The sequence below is a fragment of the Rhodococcus sp. C26F genome (assembly GCF_053345925.1).
This window is the reverse complement of the sequence record NZ_JBKFBA010000003.1, coordinates 325,128-350,254: the sequence shown is the minus strand read 5'-3', so window position 1 is coordinate 350,254 and position 25,127 is coordinate 325,128. Positions and strand designations below refer to the sequence as shown.

Here is a 25,127-nt window from a genome sequence, read left to right as displayed (position 1 = left end):
CCCTCGCCGGTCGTGCGGAGGCGTGGTTCCGTCAGTAGGCGGTGTTGATCGGAGCCGGGCTCCACAGACCGCTGCGCGTGACCGTGGCGGTGTCGAGCTCCGCGGTCTCCGTCGACGGATCGATCGGTGTGTACTGCTCGATCGCTCCCCAGTCGCGGTCCCAGTCGTGATCGAGATACGACGGGATCGTGCGGGCCCGCAACAACTGGTCGGTCCAGCCGAGAGGACCGCCACCGTTGTGGTCCTGCCACAGATCCGTGGAGATGGCACCGATCCGGTCCGGCAGGATCCGGTACTCGGGGATCTCGGCAATGCCGTTGCGGTGCACCATCTGCCGCTGGCACGGGAAGTTGAGACCGACAGCCCAGTCCAGCAGGACCGGTGTGTCGCTCCCGACGACCTGCTGCAGGGTCTGCGTCTGCGGCACGCGCGGCGGGGTGAACGCCAGCCACTGTTCGGGCGCGAGATCGTTGTCGGAGGCGACGATCCGCACCGCGTCGACCTCGCCCGGCAGTGTGTCCATCGGGACACGCAGATTCCTCCACGAGGGCGACGGACCGATGTCGATCGGCAACGCCCGTCCCAGCGCGGTCACGCTTCCGTCGGCCGCGGTGGTCCCGTATTCGAGTTCGAGTCGCTGACCGTAGGTTTCGGTGCCGTCGGCGTCGACGGAGAAGATCCGGCCGGCCGCGGCGATGGTGACGAGATCCCCGCGCGATCCGGTCGCGTCGGGCTCGGGCAGCCGGAACCAGGCGCTCGTGACGTCGCCGAGGGACGATCCGTGGCTGCCCAGCACCGGTGTGGTCGCCGGATCGAGCCCGAACGGCAATGCGACGGTACTGCCGTTGATTCCGGCTCTGCCGGTACCACCGCCGGTGCCACCGGTACCACCGGTCGAGCTCTGGTCGTCGTTCGTATCGACGGTGTTGGCGGTGCCGGCCGAGGCCGAGTCGTCGTCCGGGGTCAGATCGAGCGCGACACCACCCGGCGTGAACCCGTCCCCTCCCCCGGCATCGAGAGCGGAGGCCGCGTCGGCGCCGATGGGGGTGAGCACCGAGGCGTTCGGGTCCGTTTCGAGCAGCACGTCGTTCGCGAGTGCACACGAGTTGCCGGTGAGCGTGTCCACGTTCGACCGTGCCACCGAATAACCCGGGTACTGCGAGATCGCGCCCTTGGCCAGTGACAGCACCTCGAACAGCACCATCGCTGCGGCGGCGACGGTCAACGGCGGCACCGTCCACAACCGGGACGGGGTGTCGGTGCGGGTGGACGCGACGGGGTGGATGTGCCACCACGCGGCGAGCAGCAAGGCGACGACGGTCACGGCGAAGAAGACGGTGGAGAAGCCGAATCCGGCGACCGACGGCGGCTTGTCCCACCACGGGACCCCGTAACTCGAGACGTACCACCAGCCGTTGGGGCCGATGAACGACATGGTCACCACGAACGACACCGCCGCGGCGAACAGGGCGCGGTTGCGTCGCGACCGCAGCACCGCGGGGCCGGTGGCCACGGCGGCGAGCATCGCCACCGCGGCGGCCAGACCGGCATAGATACCGAAGTGGTGGGTCCACTTGGTGGGCGCGAACATCATCAGCACCAGCGCGCCGAGGGTGATGCCGACGATGCGGCGCGACGGTCCCTGCGCGGTGCCGGGGATGTGCCCACCGCGGCGCAGCATCGCCATTATCGCCACCGCCAGGCACAGCACCAGGGTGAAGACGGCGAACCTGCGGGCCAGCGAGCCGTCCACGGTGATCTGCAGCAGGTACTGGTAGCGCAGATACTCCTGGAACCACGGCACGTTCGGGCCGACGCCGTGCACGTGCTGCATCTCCAGCACCGCCGCGAGGGTCTGGTCGGCGAAGACCGGCACCAGGATCACCAACCCGGCCGCGAGCATCGGCGCAAGGACCGGCAGCCATCCCAGGGTCTGCGCACGCCGATAGAGGATGCGGGCGACCGGACGGGCACCGGCGATCAGCGCAGCGAAACAGATGATGCCCGACGGTCCCGCGGTGACGGTGAGCGCGGCGACGAGGATCGCGGCCGCCGCGGGCAGCAGACGCCGGGTGGCGATCGCGCGTTCGACCGAGCACCAGGTGAGCACAACGCCCGTCGCGACGATCGGTTCCGGGCGCAGTCCGTTGTTGAGCGGCAGCCAGAACGCCAGGAACACCAGCGCCCCGGTCCACATCGGAAGCCGGTTGCGGCGCAGCGCGACGCCGAGACGCGGAGCGACTTCGCGGCTGAGCACCCACCAGCACAGGATTCCGGCGGTCAGCGCCGGTAGCCGCATCCAGATGCTCGCCGTCGAGACCTGGGTCATCAGGGCCAGGACGTCGTAGAAGGGGGTGCCGAAGGGTGCCTCGGGCACACCGAACCACCGGAAGTAGTTCGCCATGTACCCGGCCTCGCCCGCCGCGCGGGCCATTCCGAGCTGGTAACCGTCGTCGGCGGTGTTCGCCCCGATGACGTGCCAGAGGAGCAGCGTTCCGACGACCAGCGCGTCGATGCGGGTGAACGACCACCACGACGCCGGCAACAGGCGGCGGTGACGACGACCGTCGGCACGATCGAGCCGGGCCAATGTCCACAACGCGAGTGCCGTGGCCACCACCGCGACGATCATCGCGACGATCTTCAGCACCGTCGGAGACGTCGTGAAGCGGGTGTCGACGGTCGCGGCGACCGAGACACCATCGAGTGCAGGTCCGGGCAGGTCGGTGAAGATGCCGACCAGCTGGGGCCGCAGGTCGCGGTCGAAGGTCCGCTCCCCCGACGCCGCGGCCGAGCCGGTGATCGTGGCGACGGTGCGTTTCGAGTTCGAGGACAGGGTGACCGAGCAATCCCCGGCCAGGTCGTCCACCGGCGCGGAGGCCAGCAGCGTGTTGCGGGAGATCACCTCGAACATCGCCGGCCCGTCGTCACCGGCCGCCTGGACACGGGCGATCAGCCCGTAGCGTTCACGGTCGGGAGCTCCTGCGGGAAGTGTGGAGAAGACGGTGCCGCCGTCCGGCAGCGCGTCGCGCACGGACCGGCACTCGATCGTGGCGTCGAGGTCGACCGGTGCGTAGGACACCAGCGGCGCCGAGATGCCGGCGTTGCTCTCGTTCTGCGGCCAGTCGATGGTCGCAGTGGTCTGTGTCACGGGCAGGAACGGCATCGCGATGGATGCGACGATCCCCACGACGGCGGCGAGCACCGCCCACAGACAGGTCCGCTGCTCGAGTGCTCGCCCGCCCGACGGCGCGCGTTCGGTTGTCACCGGCCGAGGCGAGCCCGACGCTTCTCTTGTCTCGGTCACGAGGAGCGATGCTATCGGTGACGGGCCGGGCCGCGAAAAGCACGCGATCCCGCACACGGGCGCTGCTGCGCCGGTGTACGGGATCGATGCGTTCGGGCCGGCGACGGAGAACGTCTACCTCAGAAGTCCCAGTCCTCGTCTTCCGTGACGACGGCCTTGCCGATCACATAGGAGCTGCCGGAGCCCGAGAAGAAGTCGTGGTTCTCGTCGGCGTTCGGCGACAGCGCCGACAGGATGGCCGGGTTGACGTCCGTCTCGTCCTTCGGGAACAGCGCCTCGTAACCGAGGTTCATCAGCGCCTTGTTCGCGTTGTAGCGCAGGAACTTCTTGACGTCCTCGGTGAGCCCGACCTGGTCGTAGAGGTCGGCCGTGTAGTGGGTCTCGTTGTCGTACAGCTCGAAGAGCAGTTCGAAGACCCAGTCCTTGAGTTCGTCGCGCTCGGCCTGCGTGATCGTCTCGAGTCCGCGCTGGTACTTGTAGCCGATGTAGTAGCCGTGGACGGCCTCGTCGCGGATGATCAGGCGGATCATGTCGGCGGTGTTGGTGAGCTTGGCCCGCGACGACCAGTACATCGGCAGATAGAAGCCCGAGTAGAACAGGAACGACTCGAGCAGCGTCGAGGCGGCCTTGCGCTTGAGCGGGTCGTCGCCCTTGTAGTAGTCGAGGATGATCTGCGCCTTGCGCTGCAGGTGCTCGTTCTCCTCCGACCAGCGGAAGGCGTCGTCGATCTGGCGGCTCGAGCACAGCGTCGAGAAGATCTGCGAGTAGCTCTTCGCGTGCACCGACTCCATGAACGCGATGTTCGTCAGCACCGCTTCCTCGTGCGGGGTGACCGCATCGGGGATGAGCGAAACCGCGCCGACCGTGCCCTGGATGGTGTCGAGCAGCGTCAGGCCCGTGAAGACCCGCATCGTCAGTTCCTGCTCGTATTCGGTGAGCGTGCCCCACGACTGGATGTCGTTGGAGACGGGCACCTTCTCCGGGAGCCAGAAGTTGCCGGTGAGACGATCCCAGACCTCGGCGTCCTTGTCGTCGGGGACGCGGTTCCAGTTGATCGCGGAGACGCGATCGATGAGTTTGACGCGCACGCCGTCGGCCGGCGAGTGTGCTGCTGCAGTCATCGGTTACCTACCTGAATTGTGTGCTGGTGCAAGGACTTTCGCGGAGAGCGGATCACAGCATGCAGGAGACGCAGTTCTCCACCTCGGTGCCCTCGAGCGCCATCTGCCGCAGGCGGATGTAGTACAGGGTCTTGATTCCCTTGCGCCACGCGTAGATCTGGGCCTTGTTCACGTCGCGGGTGGTGACGGTGTCCTTGAAGAACAACGTCAGCGACAGCCCCTGGTCGACGTGCTGCGTCGCAGCAGCGTAGGTGTCGATGATCTTCTCGTAGCCGATCTCGTAGGCATCCTGGAAGTACTCGAGATTCTCGTTGGTCATGTAGGGCGCCGGGTAGTAGACACGCCCGATCTTGCCCTCCTTGCGGATCTCGATCTTCGACGCGACCGGGTGGATCGAGCTCGTCGAGTGGTTGATGTACGAGATCGACCCGGTGGGCGGAACCGCCTGCAGGTTCTGGTTGTAGATGCCGTGCTTCTGCACGGACTCCTTCAGCTCGCGCCAGTCCTGCTGCGTGGGGATCGCGATGTCCGACTCGGCGAACAGCTGACGGACCCGCTCGGTCGCCGGCTCCCACACCTGATCGGTGTACTTGTCGAAGAACTCACCCGAGGCGTACTTCGACTCCGGGAAGCCCTTGAAGTACGAGCCGCGCTCGATCGCGATCTTGTTCGACGCACGCAGGGCGTGGAACAGCACCGTGTAGAAGTAGATGTTCGTGAAGTCGACGCCTTCTTCGGACCCGTAGAAGATGTGCTCGCGGGCGAGGAAGCCGTGCAGGTTCATCTGGCCGAGGCCGATGGCGTGGGATTCGTTGTTGCCCCGCTCGATCGACGGCACCGACGAGATCGTCGTCTGGTCGGAGACGGCCGTCAGGCCACGGATGGCGACCTCGATGGTCTGCGCGAAGTCGGGCGAGTCCATCGTCTTCGCGATGTTCAGCGAGCCGAGGTTGCACGAGATGTCCTTGCCCACATGGCTGTAGGACAGGTCGTCGTTGAACTCCGAGGGAGTCGAGACCTGCAGGATCTCCGAGCACAGGTTCGAGTGCGTGATCTTGCCGGCGATCGGGTTGGCCCGGTTCACCGTGTCCTCGAACATGACGTAGGGGTAGCCCGACTCGAACTGCAGCTCGGCGACGGTCTGGAAGAACTCGCGCGCCTTGATCTTCGACTTGCGGATGCGCTTGTCGTCGACCATCTCGTAGTACTTCTCGGTGACGTCGATGTCGGCGAAGGGCTTGCCGTAGACGCGCTCGACGTCGTACGGCGAGAACAGGTACATGTCCTCGTTCTTCTTCGCCAGCTCGAACGTGATGTCGGGGATGACGACGCCCAGCGAGAGGGTCTTGATGCGAATCTTCTCGTCGGCGTTCTCGCGCTTGGTGTCGAGGAAACGGTAGATGTCGGGGTGATGCGCGTGCAGGTAGACCGCACCGGCACCCTGACGGGCACCGAGCTGGTTGGCGTAGGAGAAGGAGTCCTCGAGCAGCTTCATGATCGGGATGACGCCGGAGGACTGGTTCTCGATCTTCTTGATCGGGGCGCCGTGCTCACGAATGTTGCTGAGCAGCAAGGCGACACCGCCACCGCGCTTGGACAGCTGCAGTGCGGAGTTGATGGAGCGGCCGATCGACTCCATGTTGTCCTCGATGCGGAGCAGGAAGCACGAGACGGGCTCGCCGCGCTGCTTCTTGCCCGAGTTGAGGAAGGTCGGGGTGGCCGGCTGGAAACGACCGGAGATGATCTCGTCGACGAGGTGCCGGGCGAGGATCTCGTCGCCGTCGGCGAGCGTCAGCGCGACCATGCACACACGGTCCTCGAAGCGCTCGAGGTAACGCTTGCCGTCGAACGTCTTGAGCGTGTACGAGGTGTAGTACTTGAACGCACCGAGGAAGGTCGGGAACCGGAACTTCTTCGAATACGCATGGTCGAACAGTGATTTGACGAACGCACGCGAGTACTTCTCGAGCACCTCGGGCTCGTAGTAGTTCTCCTCGACGAGGTAGTCGAGCTTCTCGTCGAGGTTGTGGAAGAAGACCGTGTTCTGGTTGACATGCTGCAGGAAGTACTGGCGGGCGGCGGCCACATCCTTGTCGAACTGGATCTCGCCGTTGGGGCCGTACAGATTCAACATCGCGTTGAGCGCGTGGTAGTCGAGATCCTTGATCGAATCGTCGAGGTGTGCGCTCGCGGCGGGAGCGGGATCGGTAATGGTCACAGTGCTGTCCCCACTTGTCGGAGTTAGGAAACGGCCGCGCAGTCACGTCCGCGACGCGCGTCGAATACGGATACGGATGTGGCTCAGGCGTTCTGGAGAACGGACTCCCAGAATCGGGCGAGACCGTCGCGGACACGCTCGACGTCGTCGGTCGTGCCCATCAACTCGAACCGGTACAGATACGGCACCTTGCACTTGCGCGAGACGATGTCTCCCGCGAAACAGTACGAGTCGCCGAAGTTGGTGTTACCCGCCGCGATGACACCGCGTATCAGGCTGCGATTGTGCTCGTTGTTGAGGAATCGGATGACCTGTTTGGGAACGTAGCGGGTATCACGGCCCGTGGCGGTCGTCCCGCCACCGTAGGTCGGCACGATCAGCACGTACGGATCATGGACCTCGAAATTCCCCTCACGATCGTGCAACGGGATACGGCTGGCCGGAATCCCGAGTTTCTGCACGAATCGGTGGGTGTTCTCGGATGTACTCGAGAAGTACACCAGCGATGTTCCCGGGATCGACCCCAGCGAAGCCATCGGTAGTCACCACTCTTCATTCGATTGCGAAGACCGGCCCGGGCGGACACGGAAGAACACGTCCGCTCGGAGACGACGACGATCGGGCCGCCGCGAACGCGGCCCGGGCTCAGGCAGCGACGGTGAGCGCCTTGATGCGGTCGGGGCGGAAGCCCGACCAGTGGTCGTCGCCGGCGACGACGACGGGCGCCTGGAGGTATCCCAGCGCCATGACGTAGTCGCGGGCCTCGGGGTTCTCACTGATGTCGACGACGTCGTACTCGATGCCGGCCTTGTCGAGGGCGCGGTAGGTGGCGGTGCACTGGACGCAGGCAGGCTTGGTGTAGACGGTGATGTTCATGAATGCCCCTTTTCCGACGGCCGTGGGCGGCCTGACGACTGACTGCTGTGCGTTACCCGGAAGCCCACTCATCCGTCCGATCCCGCTTCCCCGAGAGATCGTCGGCACTTGTGGCCCTCCAGCGGTCTAGACACTACACCTTGTGTCCGTCGGATACACAGAACCCAGGATGTTGTGACTTACAAAGGTGATATTCCCAGGTCGCGACCCTCCCTCCACGGCGTTTCGGGCGTGTCTCGGCGTGTCGCCGCAGCGCGTCCGAGAGAGACCTCGAGCACAGTGTGGCGGGCACCACCGACAACTTCGCGAGGTCACCGCGAGAACACTCTCCGGAGGGCCTGCGCGGGGAGCTCCGGGCGGGAAGAATGACTCCTCGTGTACCCGGTTCGCGCGATGCTTGCCGCACTGCTGGCACTGTCCCTGTGCGCCGCCTGCGACTCGCGCCGTGAGTGCGAACCGATCCCCGCCCCGCTCGACGAGACGAGCACCGCGTGTCCCCGCTTCGGCATCAGCACCCCCGGCGGCCCGGTGGCCGTCGACGAGTACCGCGCGGTCACCGAGGCGGTCGGCACCGCACCCGGCGCGGTGCTGTGGTTCGTCGACTTCCTCTCCCCGCCACCCCTCGGGGCCCTCGACATCGTGCGCGCCTCGGGAGCCGACCCGATCGTCACGTGGGAGCCGTGGCTGCAGCGCGACGACGGGACGTACGACCGGACGTCGATCACGATGGCCGACATCGCCGCCGGGATCCACGACGACCATCTCTACCGGTGGGCGGACGAACTCACCGCCTGGGGTGGGACGGTGTACCTGCGCTTCGCACACGAGCCGAACGGGGACTGGTATCCCTGGGGTCCCGCCGGCGGCACCCCACCGGACACCTACGTCGCGGCGTGGCGACACGTGCACGATCTGTTCGCTTCCAAGGGGGCCGACAACGTGCGCTGGATCTGGACGGTCAACGTCCCGCACGAGGGCAGCAGTCCCATCGCACCCCTGTATCCCGGTGAGGACCACGTCGACGTCGTCGGGGTCGACGGTTACAACTGGGGCACCACCCGGCCGTGGAGTCGCTGGCAGTCCCCCGAGGATCTGTTCGGACCGACCTTCGACGAGCTCGGTCGGCTCGCCCCGGGTCGTCCCGTCGCAGTCACCGAGGTCGCGAGCGCGGAGGCCGGTGGGTCGAAGCCGGATTGGATCCGGGATCTGGTGGGTTACTTGGACAGTCACCCCGCGGTGACGACGTTCGTGTGGTTCCATCACAACAAGGAAACCGACTGGCGCCTGACCAGCACGGCCGAGTGCGCGGCGGCCCTGGACGACGCTCTGCACAGGAGACACACCGCACGATGACATCCGAGGCGTCGCTGCTCCCCGACCATCTCGAGGACGAGCGCATGCGCGACGTCGAGCGGCTCGAGCTGCTCGACACCCCTCACGAGGAGCGCTTCGACAAGATCACCCGCATGGCGTGCCGAGTATTCGGTGTTCCGATGGCCTCGCTGTCGCTGATGGACCACGACCGGCAGTGGTTCAAGTCGATCCTCGGACTCGAACTCTCCGATGTGCCGCGCGAAAGAACGGTGTGCCGCACCACGATCGCTCGGGCCTACGAGCAGCCGAAGGATCCCGCACTCGTCATCCCGGATGCCGCGTCCGATCCTGCCTTCATGGACATCCCCGGTATCGGTGGTGAGGGTGGGATCCGGTTCTACGCCGGTTATCCCCTGTTCGGCCCCACCGGTCACCCCGTGGGCACCTTCTGCATCTACGACACCGAGGAGAGGAACCTCGATCCGGATCAGCTCGACACATTCGCGGAGCTGGCCGAGTGGGCTCAGCGCGAACTCGATCGTTCCGACGAACTCGACCGGGCCGCCGAGATCCAGCGGCAACTCCTGCCCCGGCCGCTCCCGGATCTTCCCGGTTACGGGATCGCCACGGTGTGCCTGCCCGCCTACATGGTGGGCGGCGACTTCTTCGACCACTACCGACTCCGCGACGGGGTCGTGATCACCGTCGCCGACGTCATGGGCAAAGGACTCGGTGCTGCGATACTGTCGTCGGCCGTACGTTCCTCGCTGCGCGGGGTCGGAAGAGTCTTCGACCGGTTCGGGCGGCCGGAAGGTGTCCTCGAGACCGGATTGGCGCTGTCGGTCGCCGCGGAACACCTCGCGGAGGACTTCGAGCACACCGGGACGTTCGTCACCGCCTTCGTCGCCGCGATCGACTTCTCGACGGGGCACATCGAGTTCGCCGATGCCGGCCACGGTCTGGCCGCGATCCGGCGTGCCGACGGCGAGGTCGAACCGCTCGACGGCGGCGGCCCTCCGCTCGGGATATTCCCCGAGACCACGTGGATATCGGCAACCGCGCAGCTGAATCCGGGCGACACTCTCGTGGTCTGCTCGGACGGTCTCCTCGACCTGCTCGACGAGCAGAGCGACCCTGCGGCACTGTGCCGATTCGTTGCGGCTCATACCACCCTGGAGGCACTGGTGGACGCTGCGCAAGCCTTGACGGAGAGCGAACCACCGCTCGACGACGTCACGGTCGTCGCGATACGACGGAACGAGGTGTTGTGAACGCCGTCACGAAAGAGGGCTACCCGTCCCCGTTCCTGCGTGTCCTCATCGTCCTCACGGTCGTCGTCGGCCTGAACTACATCGTCTGGCGCTGGTTGTTCTCGGTGAACTGGGACGCCTGGTGGATCGCGGTGCCACTGGTGCTGGCCGAGACATACAGCCTGATCGACTCCTTGCTCTTCGCGTTGACGATGTGGCGGTTGCGGAGACGCCCCGAGCCGCCGACGGCACCCGAAGGGATGACGGTCGACGTCTTCATCACCACCTACAACGAACCGATCGACCTGGTGTTGCGCACCGCTGCGGCGGCCGAGCGGATCCGCTATCCGCACCGGACGTGGATCCTCGACGACGGAGCCCGGCCGGAACTCGCCGCGGCCGCAGCCGAACTCGGCGTCGACTACATGACACGCTCGGCGAGCTGGACGAACAAGCCCCGTCATGCCAAGGCCGGCAATCTCATCAACGCCCTGCTGCACTCCGACGGCGAGTTCCTGTTGATCCTCGACGCCGACCAGGTGCCCGAACCCGAGATCCTCGACCGCACACTCGGATACTTCACCGACGACAGCATGGCGCTGGTGCAGACCCCGCAGTACTTCACCAATGTCCCCGACTCCGATCCGCTCGGCAGTCAGGCCCCGTTGTTCTACGGCCCGATCCAGCAGGGCAAGGACGGCTGGAACGCGGCCTTCTTCTGCGGGTCCAACGCGATCTTGCGACGTGAAGCACTCATGCAGCTCGGCATCGCCGGCTACGTCCAGGCCGTCGAGGACGGTGTGGAACACACCCTGCGTACCGCCGGAAAGGTGGTCGATCGCGCGCGCCGGAAGGTGCCCGCCGATCAGCCCGATGTGGCCGCGGCACTCGACTCGGTGCGCCGTGCCGTGCGCACGGCACGCAGGGAACTCCGGACCGGTGTGGCACTCGCCGACGTCACCTTCCGCTTCCAGCAGACGGTCGACGCCGCTGCACGCAGCATCGTCGACGCCGACTTCGGTGGTATCCGCGCCGATCTCGAGGAGATCGCCGCGCTCGACGCACACGGTACCGACGCGCTCACCATCGACGACACCGTGCTCGAACGCCTGGCCGATCGCGAATGGTCGCCGCTCGGTGCGCTCGAATCGATCCGCGCGATGATCCGCGNCGACGTCGACCGCGCGGAGGAGGCCGAACCGATGCTCGCGTTGGCGACCATCTCCGTGACCGAGGACATGGCCACCTCGATGCGCCTGCACGGCGCCGGCTGGAAGTCCGTCTACCACCACGAGATCCTGGCCTACGGGCTGGCCCCGGAGGATCCGAAGACGATGGTCACCCAGCGACTTCGCTGGGCGCAGGGCACGATCCAGGTGATGCTCCGGGAGAACCCGCTCGTCCAGAAGGGCATGACCCTCGCGCAGCGCCTGATGTACTGGTCGACGATGTGGAGTTATCTCTCCGGCTTCGCAGCCCTCGCCTATTTCGCGGCGCCGGTGATCTATCTCGTCTTCGGAGTCCTGCCGGTCGAGGCGTACAGCCTCGATTTCTTCTCGCGACTCGTCCCGTTCCTCATCCTGAGTCAGTTGTTGTTCTTCATCGTGGGCCGCGGGACGCCGACCTGGCGTGGTCAGCAGTACAGCCTCGCCTTGTTCCCGGTGTGGATCAGGGCGTGCTGGACCGCCTTCCTCAACGTGTATTTCGACAAGCCGCTGGACTTCGCGGTCACTCCGAAGACACGCCAAGGGGGCGAGGGTGTCCCGTGGTATCTGTTCCGGCAGCAGCTGCTCGTCATGGCGCTGCTGGTGGTCGCAGCGATCATCGGCACCGTGCGGTTGTTCCTCGGTGATATCTCGGTGCTGGGAGTCACCGCGAACCTCGTCTGGGTCGTCTTCGACCTGTTCATTCTCTCGGTGGTGATCCAAGCGGCCCGCTACCGTGGACCCGAAAGCGAAGGAGATCGATGAGCCACTACGAAACCCGCCAGGTGGGAACGAGCACCGTCGTGCAGCCCACGGGCCGCCTGAACATGGTTGCGGCACCGCGCCTTCGCGAGCAGCTACGTGGTCTCGTCGAGAACGGATCCAGCCGGCTCGTGGTGGATCTCAGCCGGACCGACTTCATCGACTCCTCCGGTCTCGGCGCACTCGTCTCCGGGTTGAAGGCCGCCCGTCAGGCGGGCGGCGACCTGCGGATCGCCGCACCGACCGCCCAGGTACAGAGCGTCCTCGCGCTCACCCGGCTCGACCGGGTGCTGACGACACACGATTCCGCGGACACGGCGTTCGATGGCGACTGACCGGCCACCCGAAGCGCAACCGGCCCAGGGCCCCTCGATGCGGTGGGAGCTGTCCGCCCCGACGAGCGAGGGCACCCTCGACCGGATCATGGATCTGGTCGCGGAGATGTTCGCCGCCGAGGAACTCGACGAGTCCGACCGCGTGCAGTTCGAGATCGCGGTCGCGGAGATCGCCGCGAACATCATCGAGCACGCCGGCCGGGAACGAGCTGTCTCGGTGACCCTGACCCTGGAACTCCACCCGGATCGTCTCGAAGCAGTATTCGTGGACGACGGGGCCCCGGCCCGTGTGGATCTGCGTTCGGTCGAACTCCCGGATGCTCTCGCCGAGCGCGGTCGAGGACTCGCCATCGCCCTCGCCGCGCTCGACGAACTGCGGTACCGGCGGCAGGCCGGCACCAATCGCTGGCTGCTGGTCTGTTACCGGTCCGACGCGTCAGGGCAGTCCGGGCAGTAGGTCGTCGAGGCGGGCCGGCAGGTTCCGGACCCGCACTCCGGTCGCGTGCCACAGGGCGTTGACGACCGCCGCGGCGCTGCCCACGATCCCGATCTCACCGATCCCCCGCGACCCCATGGGTGTCGCGTGCAGGTCCTCGTCGTCGAGCCAGTCGGCTTCGATGTCACGGATGTCGGCGTGTGTCGGCACGTGGTATTCGGACAGGTCGTGGTTGACGACGTGCCCGAAACGCGCGTCGCGGATGCTCTCCTCGAACAGCGCCATCGAGATCCCGAACGACATCCCGCCGATGAACTGCGAACGCGCCGTTCGCGGATTGATCACCCGTCCCACGGAGAACAGACCGAACATCCGGGGCACCCGGATCTCGCCGGTGTCGGCGTCGACGTGCACCTCGGCGAAGTGCGCACCGAACGATTGCGCAGTGTAGTGCTCGAGTTCGCGGTTCTCGGCTGCCGACGCGGACAGTTCGGCACCCACCGGCGGGTCGTCGCCGAAGTGCTTGCCGAATTGCTCTGCGGCCGTGACGATCGCGGTACCCCAGGACGAGGTGCCCGACGATCCGCCGGCCACCGTGCCGTTGGGCAGTGCACTGTCGCCGATCTCGAGGTCCACGTCCTCCGGTCGGCATCCGAGTGCGTCGGCTGCGATGAGGGTCAGGGTCGTCCACGCGCCCGTACCGAGGTCGGTGGCTCCGATGCTGACGGAGTAGCGCCCCTCCCCGAGGTGCCGGATCTGGGCTTCCGAGCCGGGATTGACCATGTGGGGATAGGTCGCGACCGCCATGCCGGTACCGATCAGGGTGTTGCCCTGCCGCCGGGTGCCGGGTTCGCGGTCGGACGGATCCCATCCGAATCGCTGTGCTCCTTCGCGGAGGCATTCGACGAGTCGGCGCGACGACCACGGCTTTCCCGTCTCCGGATCCGACTCGGGTTCGTTGCGGATGCGCAGTTCGATCGGGTCGATCCCGAGTTCGGCGGCAAGCTCGTCCATCGCGACCTCGCCGGCGAACATGCCCGGCGCCTCGCCGGGAGCGCGCATCCAGAACGGCGCCGGCACGTCGAGGGTGATCGCGCGATGCGACGTGCGGGCGTTGGCGACGTCGTAGAGATTGCGCAGCGGCACCCCCGCCTGTTCGACGAATTCGGTGACCCGGGACGACTGGGCGAACGCCTCGTGCACGAGACCGGTGAGCTTGCCGTCACTGTCGGCCGCGAGCCGGATGTGCGAGGCGGTCGGAGCGCGGTAACCGACGTAACCGAACATGTCGGGCCGGGAGACCGCGAACTTGATCGCTTTCCCGGGCAGGGCCCGCGCCGCGAGTCCGCCGAGGACGTCGTGCGCGTGAGGACCGCCCTTGGAACCGAATCCCCCACCGATGTACGGACAGACCACCCGCATCCGGGCCGCGTCGAGACCGAAGACCGGCGCGAGGGTCTCGACGACACCGTGCGGATGTTGCGTCGAGGTGTACAGCGTCAGGGTGTGTGCGTCGGTCTCACCGTTCGACGGCACGACGTCGTTCCGCCAGATCGCGACCACGGTGTGCGGCTCGAGTGGGTTGTTGTGTTCCTCGGGGGTGGAGTACCACTGATCGATAACCGTCTCGGCGCGGGCGAACGCCGCGTCGACGTCCCCTCGCTCGGTGTCGGGTTCGTAGCCGCCGTTGACGGTCTCGGGTGTGTACGCGTCGGGATGATCGGCGCGGAAGAGCGCGTCGTGCGGTTCCTCGCTGTATTCGACCTTCAGGAGCGAGCATGCCTCCCGGGCGATCTCGAAGCTCTCCGCGACGACCGCGCCGATGATCTGGCCCCGGTACAGCACGTCGGGTGTCTGCAGGACGGAGTACTCGCCCTCGGCCTCCTCGGTGAGACGTGGGGCGTTCCAGGGAGTGAGGACCTTCAGCACCCCCGGCACCGCTTCGGCGGCGGCCGTGTCGATCCGGTCGACGCGTCCACGGGCGATGGTGGAGGTGAGCGGTACGAGGTAGGCGGGGTCGTCGACCGGGTGCTCGTAGGCGTACGGCGCCGTCCCGGCGACCTTCGCCGGTCCGTCGATTCGCGCGGTGGAGCGTCCACCTGCTCGGATCGGCTCGGGGCTCATGCGGATCCACCTCGTTCCCGTCGTTCGTCGAGTTCGCGCAGGGTCGCCACCACGGTTCGCCGCAGCAGCGGGATCTTGTAGGCGTTGCCGTCGAGGGGGCTCGCGTCGGCGAGCTCGGCCTCGGCCGCGGCGGCGAAGACCTCGTCGGAGGGTTGTTGCCCGAGAAGTGCTTCCTCCGCGCGGTGTGCCCGCCAGGGCCGGTGGGCGACCCCACCGAATGCGATGCGGCACCCGGTGATCGTCCCGTCCGCAACGGTTGTCTCGGCCGCTACGGAGACCAGCGCGAAGGCGTAGGACGCCCGGTCGCGCACCTTGCGATAGGTGGACAGCGAACTCTGCGCCGCGGGGATCTGCACGCCGACGATGAGGTCGTCGCGTTCGAGCACGGTGTCGCGCTCGGGTGTGTCACCGGGAAGGCGGTAGAAGTCCTCCACCGCGATGGCGCGCTCGCCGTCCGGGCCGAGGACGAGGACTTCGGCGTCGAGCGCGAGCAGGGCGACCGCCATATCGGAGGGGTGGGTGGCCACGCAGTGCTCCGAGGCGCCGAGGATCGCGTGGTAGCGGGTGTATCCGCCGATGGCGGAGCAGCCGCTGCCGGGTTCGCGCTTGTTGCAGGGGGTGCTCACGTCCCGGAAGTACGAGCACCGGGTGCGCTGGAGCAGGTTGCCGCCGGTGGTCGCGGTGTTCCGGAGCTGGGGTGAGGCACCGGCGAGCAGTGCACGCGACAGCACCGGGTAGTTGCGCCGCACGAAGGGATGCGCCGCGAGGTCGCTGTTGCGGACGTTGGCGCCCACCCGGATTCCTCCGTCGGCGGTCTCCTCGACGGTGTCGAGCGGAAGGTGCGAGACGTCGACGAGGAGATCGGGGGTCGCGACGCCGAGTTTGAGGTGGTCGACCAGATTCGTGCCGCCCGCGAGGAAGACCGCACCCGGTGTCTCGTGCACGACGGCGACGGCGGCGGCGGGATCTGCCGGTCGCTCGTAACGGAGGGAGCTCATCGCGTCTCCTCCGTATCGAGTCGGCTGTCGCCGGCACCGATTCGGCTGTCACCGGCGGCGACGGTGCGGATCGCCGAGACGATGTTGGGATAGGCGGCGCAGCGGCACAGATTGCCGCTCATGCGTTCCCGGATCTCGTCGTCGTCGAGTTCGGGTGCCCGGTCGAGATCGGCCGTGACGTGACTCGGTGCCCCGTCGGCGAACTCGTCGAGCATGCCGACGGCCGAACAGATCTGGCCGGGGGTGCAGTAGCCGCACTGGAAGGCGTCGTCCTCGATGAACTGTGCCTGGAGCGGATGCATCTCCCCGTCGCCGAGTCCGGCGGCGGTGACGATCTCGGCGCCGTCGTGCGAGGCGGCGAGGGCCAGGCACGAGAGGGTGCGCCGGCCGTCGATCAGCACGGTGCACGCTCCGCACTGACCGAGATCGCATCCCTTCTTCGGGGACGTGATCCCGAGGCGGTCGCGCAGTGCGTCGAGCACGGTGGTGCGGACGTCGATCGGGACGCGACGCTCCACCCCGTCGACGTGGAGAACTATGTCGAGATCGGGTCGGTGGCCGGTATCGGTCCTCGTGTCCCCGCTTGTCATGGGCAAACCTCCGAACAGTGGGCTGTGTTCGGGGCATTCCCGCTGCAGGCGTCATCGAACCGTCGAGATGCGACGAGCGGAGCGCCGCGGCTCGGGCGGACCCTGCGGATACGCGCGGTGCCGGNCTCCGGCACCGGGGTGTCGGTCGGTCCGCCGGCCGCTCTCGGTGCCGGCGGTACCGGCAGGGACGACGGACGTCTCGATCAGGCGTTGGCGAGCACCTTGGTGGCGTCGGCCAGTGCGGCGACGACCGCTGCGACCTGCTGCGCGGTCTCGGCGTGCTCCTTGGCGTGCTCGCCGCCGAACTTGCCGAAGGTCTCGCCGACCGACAGCGAGCCGCCCTCGACGACCTTGCCGCCGGCGATGCCGACGACCTTGACCGCGTCCTCGAGCGCCCACTTCGCGGCGTTCTGGCTGGGCGACTGGCTGACGATGGCGACGGGCTTGCCGCTCAGTGCGCCGGCGCCGTAGGGGCGCGACAGCCAGTCGACGGCGTTCTTGAGCACCGCGGAGACGGTGCCGTTGTACTCGGGCGTGACGACCAGCACGGCATCGACCTCGGCAGCGGCGTCACGCAGGGCCACGGCCGCAGCGGGGACAGCCTCGCCGTCGAGATCCTCGTTGTAGAAGGGAACGTCGGCGAGGCCCTCGTAGAGGGTCACCTCGACGTTCTCGGCAGCAACCGCCGCGGCGGTCTCGGCGAGCTGGCGGGAGACGGAGCCGTCACGCAGGCTGCCGACGAGGGCGAGAACTCGGGTCATGGGAACATCCTCGGGTCGAAGTGGTTGACTACGCAATATTAAACGGACCGTGGTCCGCTTTATTCCCCGCCCCGCTAGAGTGTGACCTTGTGAACACTCGCCCCCTCCCGCACGCGGACGGTCGGGCGCTGCCTGCGGCGAACAGCCGGGCCCTTCCGCTGGCGGACGAGCGACTCTCCGAACGGGGCGACGCAGCGCGCAATCGTTCCCGTCTGCTCGACGCCGCCGCCCTGCTCGTCGCCGAGCGCGGCGTCGACGCCGTGACGATGGACGCCGTCGCGGCGCGGGCCGGGGTCGGCAAGGGCACCGTCTTCCGCAGGTTCGGCTCCCGCGCCGGGCTCGTCCGGGCACTGCTCGACCACAGCGAGCGCGAGTTCCAGCAGGGTTTCCTGTTCGGCCCGCCGCCGCTCGGCCCGGACGCCGAACCCCTGGCCCGGCTCATCGCCTTCGGTCGTGCGCGCATCGAACTCGTCGAGGTGCAGGGCGAACTGCTCCGCGCGGCCGAATCCGCCACCGACTCCCGCTACACCGCTCCCGCCCACCTGGTCTCGCTCGCCCACATCGACGCGTTGTTGCGTGCCGCCGGCGTCACCGGCGACACCCGATTACTGGCGACCTCACTGGTCGCGTCGCTCGAGGCCACCCTCGTGCTCCACCAGTGGCGCGAGCTCGGGCATCCGCTCCGCCGACTCGCCGACAACTGGGCCGAACTCGCACACCGTGTCGTGACCGGCCGAGGTACCCATGAAACCGGGTCGAGCGCCGTACCGTAACGGCATGATTCGCACATTCCGGATGCTCGCGGTCGCCTCCCTGGCAGCGGTGGCCGCCGCGTGCAGCACCGATTCGGATCCGGCCGACACCAACTCCGCCGAGGACCTCACCGGCCGCACCTTCGTCTCGACGAGCGTGACCGGCACGCAGATTCCGGGCGACGGACCGATGGTCGTCGAGTTCCCGGAGGACGGACGCATCTCGGCGACTGCCGGCTGCAACCGCTTCGTCGGCGGCGTCGACCTCTCCGAAGGCAGAGTGAAGGCGCCGGACCTGGCGAGCACGATGATGGCCTGCCTGCCGGAACGCGAGGGAGCCGATGCCTGGCTCACCACGCTGTTCGACGCCGAGCCGCGCTGGTCGCTCGACGGGAACACCTTCACGCTCACCGGCGACGACATCACGGTCTCGCTCCAGGACGAGAAGGTGGTCGACCCCGATCTGCCGATCGCCGGCACCGAGTGGGTGGTGACCTCGCTGCGCACCGCCGACGCCGTCGTCAGGTCGGTCGCCCTGGAGAACGCCGCGCCGACACTCACCCTGGCCGATGACGGCACCCTCACCGGGAACACGGGGTGCAACGAGTTCGGTGGCAGCGCCGAGGTCGGCGACGATGTCATCCTGTTCGAACCGCTCACCATGACCCGCGCGGCGTGCGCCGATCCCGAGCTCGCCGACATCGAGACGCACGTCCTGAACGTGCTCGCAGGTGAGACCACCTACACCGTCCAAGGCTCGTCGATGACCCTCACCGCGGCGAACGGCACCGACGGACTGGAGTTCACGGCCCGCTGATCCCTCCTCGGTACCGTGAGACCCATGCCGGGAGCAGTCCGCGTGGTCGTCGTCCTCGCACTCGGTGCGCTGCTGTCCGGGTGCGGAATGTTCGGGTCGTCGCCGTCCGACCCGATCGGTCGCCGTTACGTCTCGACCGAGGTCGAGGGGCGGCCGATCCCCGGCGGCGGTCCGCTCCAGTTGTCGTTCCCCGCTCGGGAGCGGGTCGCGGCGTCCGCCGGGTGCAACCGGTTCACCGGCACCGCCGACCTGTCCGGGGGCAGGATCCGCGCCGGGACGCTCGCGTCCACGAGAATGGCGTGTCCTCCCCCGCGCGACGGCGCCGACGACTGGGTGCGGACGCTGTTCGCGGGCACACCCCGGTGGGCTCTCGACGGGGAGGTGCTCACCCTGACCACCGGCGCGGTGACCGTCACCCTCACCGAACGTACGGACGGGCGCTGAGATCGTTCGTCAGCGAATCGTTCAGTAGCGCTCGACGAGCCAGCGGGCGAGTTCCTGTGCGCTGCGGTCGACCTGCTTCGGCCAGTCGAGCGCCGAATCGTCGGCCCGGTCGCTCACGTGCTTGACGAGCCGGCACCGCGCGCCCATGCGGCGGGCGGCGTAGGCGACCGCGAAACCTTCCATGTCGACGAGATCGGCGCGCGCGGACAGCGCGTCGCGGATCTGGGCGTCCGAGACGAACGAATCACCGGTGGCGAGCACGCTGCCGTCGCCGTCGTCGATCTGCACGACGTCCTGCACGGGGTGACCGAGGCTCTTCAGGATCTCACTGCTGATGTCGTGGTTGATCGCGGCGGACGGCAGGAACAGTCCCGAGTGGTGGGTGTGCAATGCGCCGGCGGTGCCGATGTTCACGACGAGCGGTCGCGCGTCGGCCGGATACGCCGCGAGCGCCGCGGTGACGGCCACCGCTGCGTCGACCTTCCCGATCCCGGTGATCACCGTCTCGTAGCGTTCCGGGACGTGCGCCGCCTCGGCGCGGGTTGCGGATACGACGAGGATCCCGTTCACGTACTGCCTCCGAGGTCGAGGGTCGCGAGTGCCGCCCGGTGCAGCTCCCGCCCGTACCCGGCACCGTATCCCGCGGCGTGCACCGCCAGTGGATGCAGCTGGTGCACGGGCACCCGATGCTCCCACCCGACGCGTAGCGGATGCGCCGACTCGTAGCCCTCGACGACCCGGCCCAGGTGCGGGCAACCGAAGAGCGCGAGCATCGCCAGATCCGTTTCGCGGTGGCCGCCGTGCGCGGCCGGGTCGATGAGGACGACGCCGCGCGGTGACCACAGCACGTTGCCGTTCCACAGGTCTCCGTGCAGACGCGCGGGCGGATCTTCGTCGTCGAAGGCTCCCGCAGCGACGAGATCGCAGGCGGCCTCGATGTCGTGGCACTGACGGTCGGTGACGCTGCCCGCCTCGACCGCGATGCGCAGGAAGGGCAGCACCCGCTCTGCGACGTAGAACGATCCCCAGGTGTCGTGCACGGTGCGGCTCATGGGGCGGCGGCCGATGAACAGCTGCCCGTCGTAATCGTCGGGTGCCGCACCGAAACCGGCGGCGCCCACGTCGTGCATCCGGGCGAGTGCGGCACCGAACTCCCGTGCGGCCTCGGCGGACGGGGATGCCTCGGCGATCCGCTCGAGTTCGATGTGGTGCTCGCTCACCGACCGCACCGCCGCCACCGGCATACCGGCCTCGGCGAGCCAGGCCAGACCGGCCGCCTCGGCCCGGAAGAAATCAGGATGGGCGTGCGGGTCGTGTTTGCGGAAGACGTCTCCGGTGCTCACCCCGAAGAGTCTGCCCGACCGCACACTTCGCCCCGCCCTCTTCGCCCACCCTCTTCTCCGTTGTATCGCAGCAGTAACACGGGAACGCTAGGGTCGTGAAGATGACGAACCTTCGCGATCGGATCATCGAAGAACTCGGGGTGAAACCCTCCATCGACCCACGCGCCGAGATCGACGCGCGGGTGCAGTTTCTCGCCGACTACCTGCGCAGCACTCCCGCGAAGGGATTCGTGCTCGGCATCAGCGGCGGGCAGGACAGCACCCTCGCCGGCAAGCTCGCCCAGCTCGCCGCGGAGAAGCTCCGCGCCGAGGGCCACACGGCGGAGTTCGTCGCGGTCCGCCTGCCCTACGGCAAGCAGGCCGACGAGCACGACGCCCTCGTCGCATTGGAGTTCATCGGAGCCGACCGCACTCTCGGTGTGGATGTGAAGCCCGGCGCCGACGCGACGGCTTCGGAAGCGGCTCGCGCGCTGTACGGCACCGAGACGCGTCTGCGCGATTTCGTGCGCGGCAACATCAAGGCCCGCGAACGCATGATGATCCAGTACGCGATCGCCGGAGAACTCGGCTACCTCGTGGTCGGCACCGACCACGCCGCCGAAGCGGTGACCGGTTTCTACACCAAGTACGGCGACGGCGGCGTCGACATCACTCCCCTGGCCGGTCTGACGAAGCGGCAGGGTGCGGCGCTGCTACGCGAACTCGAAGCACCCGAGAGCACCTGGATCAAGATCCCCACCGCCGATCTCGAGGACGACCGTCCCGCGCTGCCCGACGAGGAAGCGCTCGGCATGACCTACAGCGAGATCGACGACTATCTCGAGGGCAAGGACGTCACCGACGACCTCGCCAAGCGCCTCGAGGCCAAGTTCCTCGACACGCGGCACAAGCGCGTGATGCCCGTGGCGCCCTTCGACACCTGGTGGCGTGAGGATTAACCACCCGCGAAGGGCGGCAGGACGTCCACTCGGGACCCGGCCGGCCGGCCGAGGTCCCGGGTGAGTTCGCCCGTGCCACCATCGCCGGGTTCGAGCAGGAAGGCCGCCACCGACAGGACCCGCTCCATGCCGGCCCCGTAGCGGTCGACGAGGACGGCACGCAGCGCGCCGAGATCGGCGCCTTCCGGCAGGTCGATCGTGTCCTTCTCGCGTCCGGCCGCATCCGCTGCGGCCGCGAAGTACCGCACCTCGATCCCGGTCGTCACCTCAGCCACCGATAGCTCCCATGCTCCGCTGCGGCGGCGCGAAGTCCGCCGCGTCCATGCCGTGTCCGGCCCACTTGTTCCACATCGCCCCGCGCCACAGCGCGGCGAGTTCGTCGTCGGTGGCGCCGCCCCGCAGAGCGGCGCGCAGGTCGGTCTCCCGGTCGCTGAACAGGCAGGACCGGACCGTTCCCTCGGCCGTCAACCGCGTGCGGTCGCAGTCGCTGCAGAACGACCGCGTCACCGACGCGATGATCCCGACGGTCGCCGGTCCGCCGTCGACGAGCCAGCGTTCGGCCGGCGCGGACGGGTCCTCGCGTTCGGTCTCCGTGAGCGTGAACCGCTGCCCGAGCACGTCGAGCAATTGCTGGGCCGGCACCATCTGCGAGCGCGCCCAGTTCTGATCGGCGTCGAGAGGCATCTGCTCGATGAACCGCAGTTCCACGCCCTCGTCCAGGCACCACGCGAGCAGATCGGCCGCGCCCTCGAGGGTCTCCGGCATCAGGACGGCGTTGACCTTGACCCGACCCAGTCCGGCGGCCACCGCGGCGCGGATACCGTCGAGCACCGAATCGAGTCGATCGCGGCGCGTGAGCCGCGCGAAGTGCTCGCGGTCGATGGTGTCGAGGGAGATGTTCACGCGGGTCAGTCCGGCGTCCGCCAGCGCCCGCGCACGGTGCCGGAGACCGACCGCATTGGTGGTCAGCGCGATCGGCAGCCCCGGGGTCTGCTGCGCGCATCCGGCGACGATCTCCTCGAGATCGCGGCGCATGAGCGGTTCCCCACCGGTGAAGCGCACCTCGTGGACACCGAGTCGACCGGTCGCGATGCCCACCAGACGCACGATCTCGGCGCTCGTGAGCAGCTGGTCGCGCGGAATCTCGGGAAGTCCCTCGGCCGGCATGCAGTAGGTGCAGCGCAACGAGCACTTCTCGGTGAGGGACACGCGCAGGTCGCGGGCGATGCGACCGAAGCGATCGAGAAGCTCGGGCACGTCGGGCCGATCGGACACGTCGTCTGCGCGATCGCGCACGACCGGGATGCCCATGTCCACCGCTGTCATACGACCATCGCTTTCATACAGCCCAGTATGCCCACAACCGCCGATCGTGACATCGCATCCGGACAGACCGGGGCACACGCGGCGCGTCGTCGGCGGCGGGGCACGGCCCTCGTGTGCCTAGGATGGCGGCATGACGAGCGGCAGGCGGTCCGTGGAGGAACACGAACAGCACGTGGCGGCGTTGCTCGACCCGTTGCGGAAGAAGAGCCCGCTGCGTGTGCCGCTCGCGCACGCGCTGCACCGCACCCTCGCGGAGGACATCGAGTCGCCGCTGGACCTGCCGCCCTTCCGCAACTCCCAGATGGACGGCTACGCGGTCCGCGCCGGCGATCTCGCGTCGACCCCCACCGACCTGCCCGTCCAGGGCGTGCTGGCCGCGGGCGACACCGTCGCGGCACTCGAACCGGGGCACGCGCTGAAGATCATGACGGGCGCTCCCATCCCGGACGGCGCCGACGCCGTCGTCCCGGTCGAGGACACCCGTGCGACCACCCCCGACTCGGACGGCGCCGGCACCGTGACCGGCACCGTGACCGTCGAGCGCAGCGTCACGTCCGGAACCTATGTGCGTGAGGCGGGAACCGACGTCCGCAAGGGCGATCTGCTGCTTCCCGCGGGCACGGTCCTCGCCGCCCGACACATCGCCGCGCTCGCCGCCGTCGGCCTCACCTCGATCCCCGTCCGCGCACGGCCGCGGGTCGCGATCATCTCGACCGGCAGCGAACTCGTCACGGCCGGGAGCGAACTCGGGCCGGGCCAGATCTTCAACTCGAACGGGCCGGCGCTGGCCGCGAGCGCGTCGGCCAACGGTGCCGACGTCGTGACCATCGACCACTGCCACGACGATCCGGAGGAGTTCGTGACGATGCTCGAACATGCCGTGGGCGTCGCCGACGTCGTGTTCACCTCGGGCGGAGTGTCGAAGGGCGACTTCGAGGTCGTGAAGGACACGCTCGCGCCGCGGGGCGGGCAGTTCGTCTCGGTGGCGATGCAGCCGGGCGGCCCTCAGGGCACCGCCGTGGTCGACGGCGTGCCGATCCTGACCTTCCCCGGCAATCCTGTCAGCGCGCTCGTCTCGTTCGAGGTGTTCGCGCGACCCGCACTGCGGGCCGCCGCCGGCTATCCGCCCGTCGTGTGCGAGAGCTTGCCGCTCACCGAGGATCTCACGTCGATCCCGGGACGCCGGCAGTTCCTGCGCGGGCGACTCGACGAGAACGGGGTGACCCCCTTCCGCGGGCACGGGTCGCATCTCGTCGCCGGACTCGCCGCCGCCGACGTGCTCCTCGACATCCCCGCCGACACCACCTCCCTCGAAGCCGGAGACCTCGTGAAAGTACGGATCCTGTGACCGACCTCAGCCACCTGGACGACCAGGGACGCGCCCGCATGGTGGACGTCTCCTCGAAGACCGACACCACACGGATCGCCGTGGCGGCAGGCGAACTCGTCACCACTCCCGAGGTGGTCGCGCTCGTCCGCGCCGACGACATGCCCAAGGCCGACGTCCTGGCCACGGCCCGCATCGCCGGCATCGCGGCGGCGAAACGCACCTGGGAGCTCATCCCCCTGTGCCACCAGCTGGCGCTGTCGTCGGTGAAGGTGATGTTCGACTTCACCGACACCTCGATCACGATCGAGGCCACCGCGAAGACCAAGGGCCCGACCGGAGTCGAGATGGAGGCGCTCACCGCGGTCGCCGTCGCCGGCCTGACCCTGCACGACATGGTCAAGGCCGTGGATCCGGGCGCCGTTCTCGACGGCGTGCGGCTGATCTCCAAGGAGGGCGGCAAGCGCGGCCACTGGACCCGTGACGACGCACCCGGCCGGGACGAGACCGCCGGGGCCGGCGAACAGCCCGTGGAGAAGACCGGACGCTCCGCCGCCGTGGTCGTCGCGTCGACCGGTGTCGCCGCGGGCACCCGCGAGGACCGCACCGGACCGCTCATCCGGTCGTGGCTCGAGGACAAGGGATTCACGGTCCGCGGCCCCCTCGTCCACGCGGACGCCGACATCGCCGCCGGTCTCGCCGACGCGGTCCGTCCGGGCCCTGCCCTGGTCGTGACGACCGGCGGAACCGGGGCGTCGCCGACCGACGCGACCCCCGAAGCGACTCTCGCCCTGCTCGATCGTGAACTGCCCGGCATCGCGGAGTCGATCCGGCAGCGCGGACTCGAGGTCACCCCGCACGCCGTGCTCTCGCGCGGCGTCGC

23 protein-coding genes and 2 pseudogenes (2 of these 25 cut by a window edge) are annotated in these 25,127 nt (G+C 68.1%); 12 read left to right on the top strand and 13 right to left on the bottom strand.

Features of this window, described 5'->3' with window-relative positions; genetic code table 11:
* A pseudogene (locus ACLBYD_RS06865) lies at positions 1 to 38 on the top strand (NUDIX hydrolase) (it extends 417 nt beyond the left edge of the window).
* On the opposite strand, the gene ACLBYD_RS06860 reads toward ACLBYD_RS06865, so the two are convergent.
* From ACLBYD_RS06860 to ACLBYD_RS06840, 5 genes are all read right to left on the bottom strand, one after another.
* A complete protein-coding gene (locus tag ACLBYD_RS06860) occupies positions 32 to 3,268 on the bottom strand; it encodes an arabinosyltransferase domain-containing protein (protein WP_447815856.1) in 3,237 nt (1,078 codons plus the stop codon). The pseudogene ACLBYD_RS06865 and the gene ACLBYD_RS06860 sit on opposite strands and share 7 nt — an antisense overlap.
* A 158-nt stretch (positions 3,269 to 3,426) precedes the next feature.
* Positions 3,427 to 4,428, bottom strand: coding sequence for a class 1b ribonucleoside-diphosphate reductase subunit beta (nrdF, locus tag ACLBYD_RS06855; RefSeq protein ID WP_026061338.1), 1,002 nt, complete (start codon positions 4,426 to 4,428; stop codon positions 3,427 to 3,429).
* 52 nt (positions 4,429 to 4,480) lie between these two features.
* Positions 4,481 to 6,646: a class 1b ribonucleoside-diphosphate reductase subunit alpha gene (gene nrdE, locus ACLBYD_RS06850; protein WP_447815855.1), complete on the bottom strand. Its 2,166-nt coding sequence runs from the start codon at positions 6,644 to 6,646 to the stop codon at positions 4,481 to 4,483.
* A gap of 83 nt (positions 6,647 to 6,729) precedes the next feature.
* Positions 6,730 to 7,182 (bottom strand): class Ib ribonucleoside-diphosphate reductase assembly flavoprotein NrdI, encoded by a 453-nt coding sequence (gene nrdI / locus ACLBYD_RS06845; protein ID WP_447815854.1) that lies wholly within the window; start codon positions 7,180 to 7,182, stop codon positions 6,730 to 6,732.
* Between the two features lie 109 nt (positions 7,183 to 7,291).
* Positions 7,292 to 7,522, bottom strand: a complete 231-nt coding sequence (locus tag ACLBYD_RS06840) for a redoxin NrdH (RefSeq protein WP_006550390.1) — start codon at positions 7,520 to 7,522, stop codon at positions 7,292 to 7,294.
* 393 nt (positions 7,523 to 7,915) lie between these two features.
* On the opposite strand from ACLBYD_RS06840, the gene ACLBYD_RS06835 reads away from it, so the two are divergent.
* The 5 genes from ACLBYD_RS06835 (at position 7,916) to ACLBYD_RS06815 (ending at position 12,845) form a co-directional block, all read left to right on the top strand.
* Entirely contained in the window at positions 7,916 to 8,875 is a 960-nt protein-coding gene (locus ACLBYD_RS06835; protein ID WP_447815872.1) for a glycoside hydrolase family 26 protein, read from the top strand.
* Positions 8,872 to 10,107, top strand: coding sequence for a PP2C family protein-serine/threonine phosphatase (locus tag ACLBYD_RS06830; RefSeq protein WP_447815853.1), 1,236 nt, complete (start codon positions 8,872 to 8,874; stop codon positions 10,105 to 10,107). The genes ACLBYD_RS06835 and ACLBYD_RS06830 overlap by 4 nt, the downstream gene beginning before the upstream one ends.
* A complete protein-coding gene (locus ACLBYD_RS06825) occupies positions 10,104 to 12,056 on the top strand; it encodes a glycosyltransferase family 2 protein (protein ID WP_447815852.1) in 1,953 nt (650 codons plus the stop codon). Before ACLBYD_RS06830 ends, ACLBYD_RS06825 begins: the two co-directional genes overlap by 4 nt.
* Positions 12,053 to 12,388 carry an STAS domain-containing protein gene (locus ACLBYD_RS06820; RefSeq protein ID WP_447815851.1) on the top strand — a complete coding sequence of 112 codons (336 nt, stop codon included), beginning with the start codon at positions 12,053 to 12,055 and terminating at the stop codon, positions 12,386 to 12,388. The genes ACLBYD_RS06825 and ACLBYD_RS06820 overlap by 4 nt, the downstream gene beginning before the upstream one ends.
* Complete coding sequence (locus ACLBYD_RS06815; RefSeq protein WP_447815850.1) at positions 12,378 to 12,845, top strand: ATP-binding protein; 468 nt, start codon at positions 12,378 to 12,380, stop codon at positions 12,843 to 12,845. Before ACLBYD_RS06820 ends, ACLBYD_RS06815 begins: the two co-directional genes overlap by 11 nt.
* Here the strand turns inward: ACLBYD_RS06815 and ACLBYD_RS06810 are convergent.
* The 4 genes from ACLBYD_RS06810 to ACLBYD_RS06795 form a co-directional block, all read right to left on the bottom strand.
* Positions 12,825 to 14,948, bottom strand: a complete 2,124-nt coding sequence (locus ACLBYD_RS06810) for a xanthine dehydrogenase family protein molybdopterin-binding subunit (protein ID WP_447815849.1) — start codon at positions 14,946 to 14,948, stop codon at positions 12,825 to 12,827. The two genes, ACLBYD_RS06815 and ACLBYD_RS06810, sit on opposite strands and share 21 nt — an antisense overlap.
* On the bottom strand, positions 14,945 to 15,946 hold the full coding sequence (locus ACLBYD_RS06805; protein ID WP_447815848.1) for an FAD binding domain-containing protein: 1,002 nt from the start codon (positions 15,944 to 15,946) through the stop codon (positions 14,945 to 14,947). Before ACLBYD_RS06805 ends, ACLBYD_RS06810 begins: the two co-directional genes overlap by 4 nt.
* The gene (locus ACLBYD_RS06800) at positions 15,943 to 16,536 is read right to left on the bottom strand and encodes a 2Fe-2S iron-sulfur cluster-binding protein (protein ID WP_271036745.1); all 594 of its coding nucleotides are present in this window, start codon (positions 16,534 to 16,536) and stop codon (positions 15,943 to 15,945) included. The genes ACLBYD_RS06805 and ACLBYD_RS06800 overlap by 4 nt, the downstream gene beginning before the upstream one ends.
* Positions 16,537 to 16,739: 203 nt before the next feature.
* Positions 16,740 to 17,297, bottom strand: coding sequence for an NAD(P)H-dependent oxidoreductase (locus ACLBYD_RS06795; protein WP_447815847.1), 558 nt, complete (start codon positions 17,295 to 17,297; stop codon positions 16,740 to 16,742).
* A 128-nt stretch (positions 17,298 to 17,425) separates the two neighbouring features.
* On the opposite strand from ACLBYD_RS06795, the gene ACLBYD_RS06790 reads away from it, so the two are divergent.
* Genes ACLBYD_RS06790 through ACLBYD_RS06780 form a run of 3 tightly spaced genes read left to right on the top strand, consistent with a single transcriptional unit; the run spans position 17,426 to position 19,310 of the window.
* Positions 17,426 to 18,070, top strand: coding sequence for a TetR/AcrR family transcriptional regulator (locus ACLBYD_RS06790; RefSeq protein ID WP_447815871.1), 645 nt, complete (start codon positions 17,426 to 17,428; stop codon positions 18,068 to 18,070).
* A gap of 4 nt (positions 18,071 to 18,074) precedes the next feature.
* Positions 18,075 to 18,866: an META domain-containing protein gene (locus ACLBYD_RS06785; RefSeq protein ID WP_447815846.1), complete on the top strand. Its 792-nt coding sequence runs from the start codon at positions 18,075 to 18,077 to the stop codon at positions 18,864 to 18,866.
* 24 nt (positions 18,867 to 18,890) lie between these two features.
* The gene (locus ACLBYD_RS06780; protein WP_447815845.1) at positions 18,891 to 19,310 is read left to right on the top strand and encodes an META domain-containing protein; all 420 of its coding nucleotides are present in this window, start codon (positions 18,891 to 18,893) and stop codon (positions 19,308 to 19,310) included.
* Positions 19,311 to 19,331: 21 nt separating this feature from the next.
* Here ACLBYD_RS06780 and ACLBYD_RS06775 read toward each other — a convergent pair whose 3' ends face one another.
* On the bottom strand, positions 19,332 to 19,880 hold the full coding sequence (locus tag ACLBYD_RS06775; RefSeq protein ID WP_447815844.1) for a nucleosidase: 549 nt from the start codon (positions 19,878 to 19,880) through the stop codon (positions 19,332 to 19,334).
* Positions 19,877 to 20,677 (bottom strand): fructosamine kinase family protein, encoded by an 801-nt coding sequence (locus tag ACLBYD_RS06770; protein ID WP_447815843.1) that lies wholly within the window; start codon positions 20,675 to 20,677, stop codon positions 19,877 to 19,879. The genes ACLBYD_RS06775 and ACLBYD_RS06770 overlap by 4 nt, the downstream gene beginning before the upstream one ends.
* 77 nt (positions 20,678 to 20,754) lie before the next feature.
* On the opposite strand from ACLBYD_RS06770, the gene nadE reads away from it, so the two are divergent.
* On the top strand, positions 20,755 to 21,591 hold the full coding sequence (nadE, locus tag ACLBYD_RS06765; RefSeq protein WP_447815842.1) for an ammonia-dependent NAD(+) synthetase: 837 nt from the start codon (positions 20,755 to 20,757) through the stop codon (positions 21,589 to 21,591).
* On the opposite strand, the gene ACLBYD_RS06760 is transcribed toward nadE, so the two are convergent.
* Complete coding sequence (locus ACLBYD_RS06760) at positions 21,588 to 21,866, bottom strand: MoaD/ThiS family protein (protein WP_024101433.1); 279 nt, start codon at positions 21,864 to 21,866, stop codon at positions 21,588 to 21,590. The genes nadE and ACLBYD_RS06760 overlap by 4 nt on opposite strands.
* Positions 21,859 to 22,917: a GTP 3',8-cyclase MoaA gene (moaA, locus tag ACLBYD_RS06755; protein WP_026061344.1), complete on the bottom strand. Its 1,059-nt coding sequence runs from the start codon at positions 22,915 to 22,917 to the stop codon at positions 21,859 to 21,861. The genes ACLBYD_RS06760 and moaA overlap by 8 nt, the downstream gene beginning before the upstream one ends.
* Before the next feature lie 130 nt (positions 22,918 to 23,047).
* Between moaA and ACLBYD_RS06750 the strand changes: the two genes are divergently transcribed.
* Both ACLBYD_RS06750 and moaCB read left to right on the top strand, forming a co-directional pair.
* Complete coding sequence (locus ACLBYD_RS06750) at positions 23,048 to 24,265, top strand: molybdopterin molybdotransferase MoeA (protein ID WP_447815841.1); 1,218 nt, start codon at positions 23,048 to 23,050, stop codon at positions 24,263 to 24,265.
* Positions 24,262 to 25,127, top strand: a pseudogene (moaCB, locus tag ACLBYD_RS06745) (bifunctional molybdenum cofactor biosynthesis protein MoaC/MoaB); it runs 144 nt beyond the window's last position. The gene ACLBYD_RS06750 and the pseudogene moaCB overlap by 4 nt, the downstream one beginning before the upstream one ends.

Bases quoted from the DNA above. Each gene is read 5' to 3' on its own strand.
- ACLBYD_RS06820 (WP_447815851.1), top strand. From the start codon at position 12,053: ATGAGCCACTACGAAACCCGCCAGGTGGGAACGAGCACCGTCGTGCAG.
- ACLBYD_RS06840 (WP_006550390.1), bottom strand. From the start codon at position 7,522: ATGAACATCACCGTCTACACCAAGCCTGCCTGCGTCCAGTGCACCGCC.
- ACLBYD_RS06800 (WP_271036745.1), bottom strand. From the start codon at position 16,536: ATGACAAGCGGGGACACGAGGACCGATACCGGCCACCGACCCGATCTC.
- ACLBYD_RS06750 (WP_447815841.1), top strand. From the start codon at position 23,048: ATGACGAGCGGCAGGCGGTCCGTGGAGGAACACGAACAGCACGTGGCG.
- nadE (WP_447815842.1), top strand. From the start codon at position 20,755: ATGACGAACCTTCGCGATCGGATCATCGAAGAACTCGGGGTGAAACCC.
- ACLBYD_RS06830 (WP_447815853.1), top strand. From the start codon at position 8,872: ATGACATCCGAGGCGTCGCTGCTCCCCGACCATCTCGAGGACGAGCGC.
- ACLBYD_RS06810 (WP_447815849.1), bottom strand. From the start codon at position 14,948: ATGAGCCCCGAGCCGATCCGAGCAGGTGGACGCTCCACCGCGCGAATC.
- ACLBYD_RS06805 (WP_447815848.1), bottom strand. From the start codon at position 15,946: ATGAGCTCCCTCCGTTACGAGCGACCGGCAGATCCCGCCGCCGCCGTC.
- nrdF (WP_026061338.1), bottom strand. From the start codon at position 4,428: ATGACTGCAGCAGCACACTCGCCGGCCGACGGCGTGCGCGTCAAACTC.
- nrdI (WP_447815854.1), bottom strand. From the start codon at position 7,182: ATGGCTTCGCTGGGGTCGATCCCGGGAACATCGCTGGTGTACTTCTCG.
- ACLBYD_RS06835 (WP_447815872.1), top strand. From the start codon at position 7,916: ATGCTTGCCGCACTGCTGGCACTGTCCCTGTGCGCCGCCTGCGACTCG.
- moaA (WP_026061344.1), bottom strand. From the start codon at position 22,917: ATGACAGCGGTGGACATGGGCATCCCGGTCGTGCGCGATCGCGCAGAC.
- ACLBYD_RS06795 (WP_447815847.1), bottom strand. From the start codon at position 17,297: ATGACCCGAGTTCTCGCCCTCGTCGGCAGCCTGCGTGACGGCTCCGTC.
- ACLBYD_RS06785 (WP_447815846.1), top strand. From the start codon at position 18,075: ATGATTCGCACATTCCGGATGCTCGCGGTCGCCTCCCTGGCAGCGGTG.
- ACLBYD_RS06780 (WP_447815845.1), top strand. From the start codon at position 18,891: ATGCCGGGAGCAGTCCGCGTGGTCGTCGTCCTCGCACTCGGTGCGCTG.
- ACLBYD_RS06815 (WP_447815850.1), top strand. From the start codon at position 12,378: ATGGCGACTGACCGGCCACCCGAAGCGCAACCGGCCCAGGGCCCCTCG.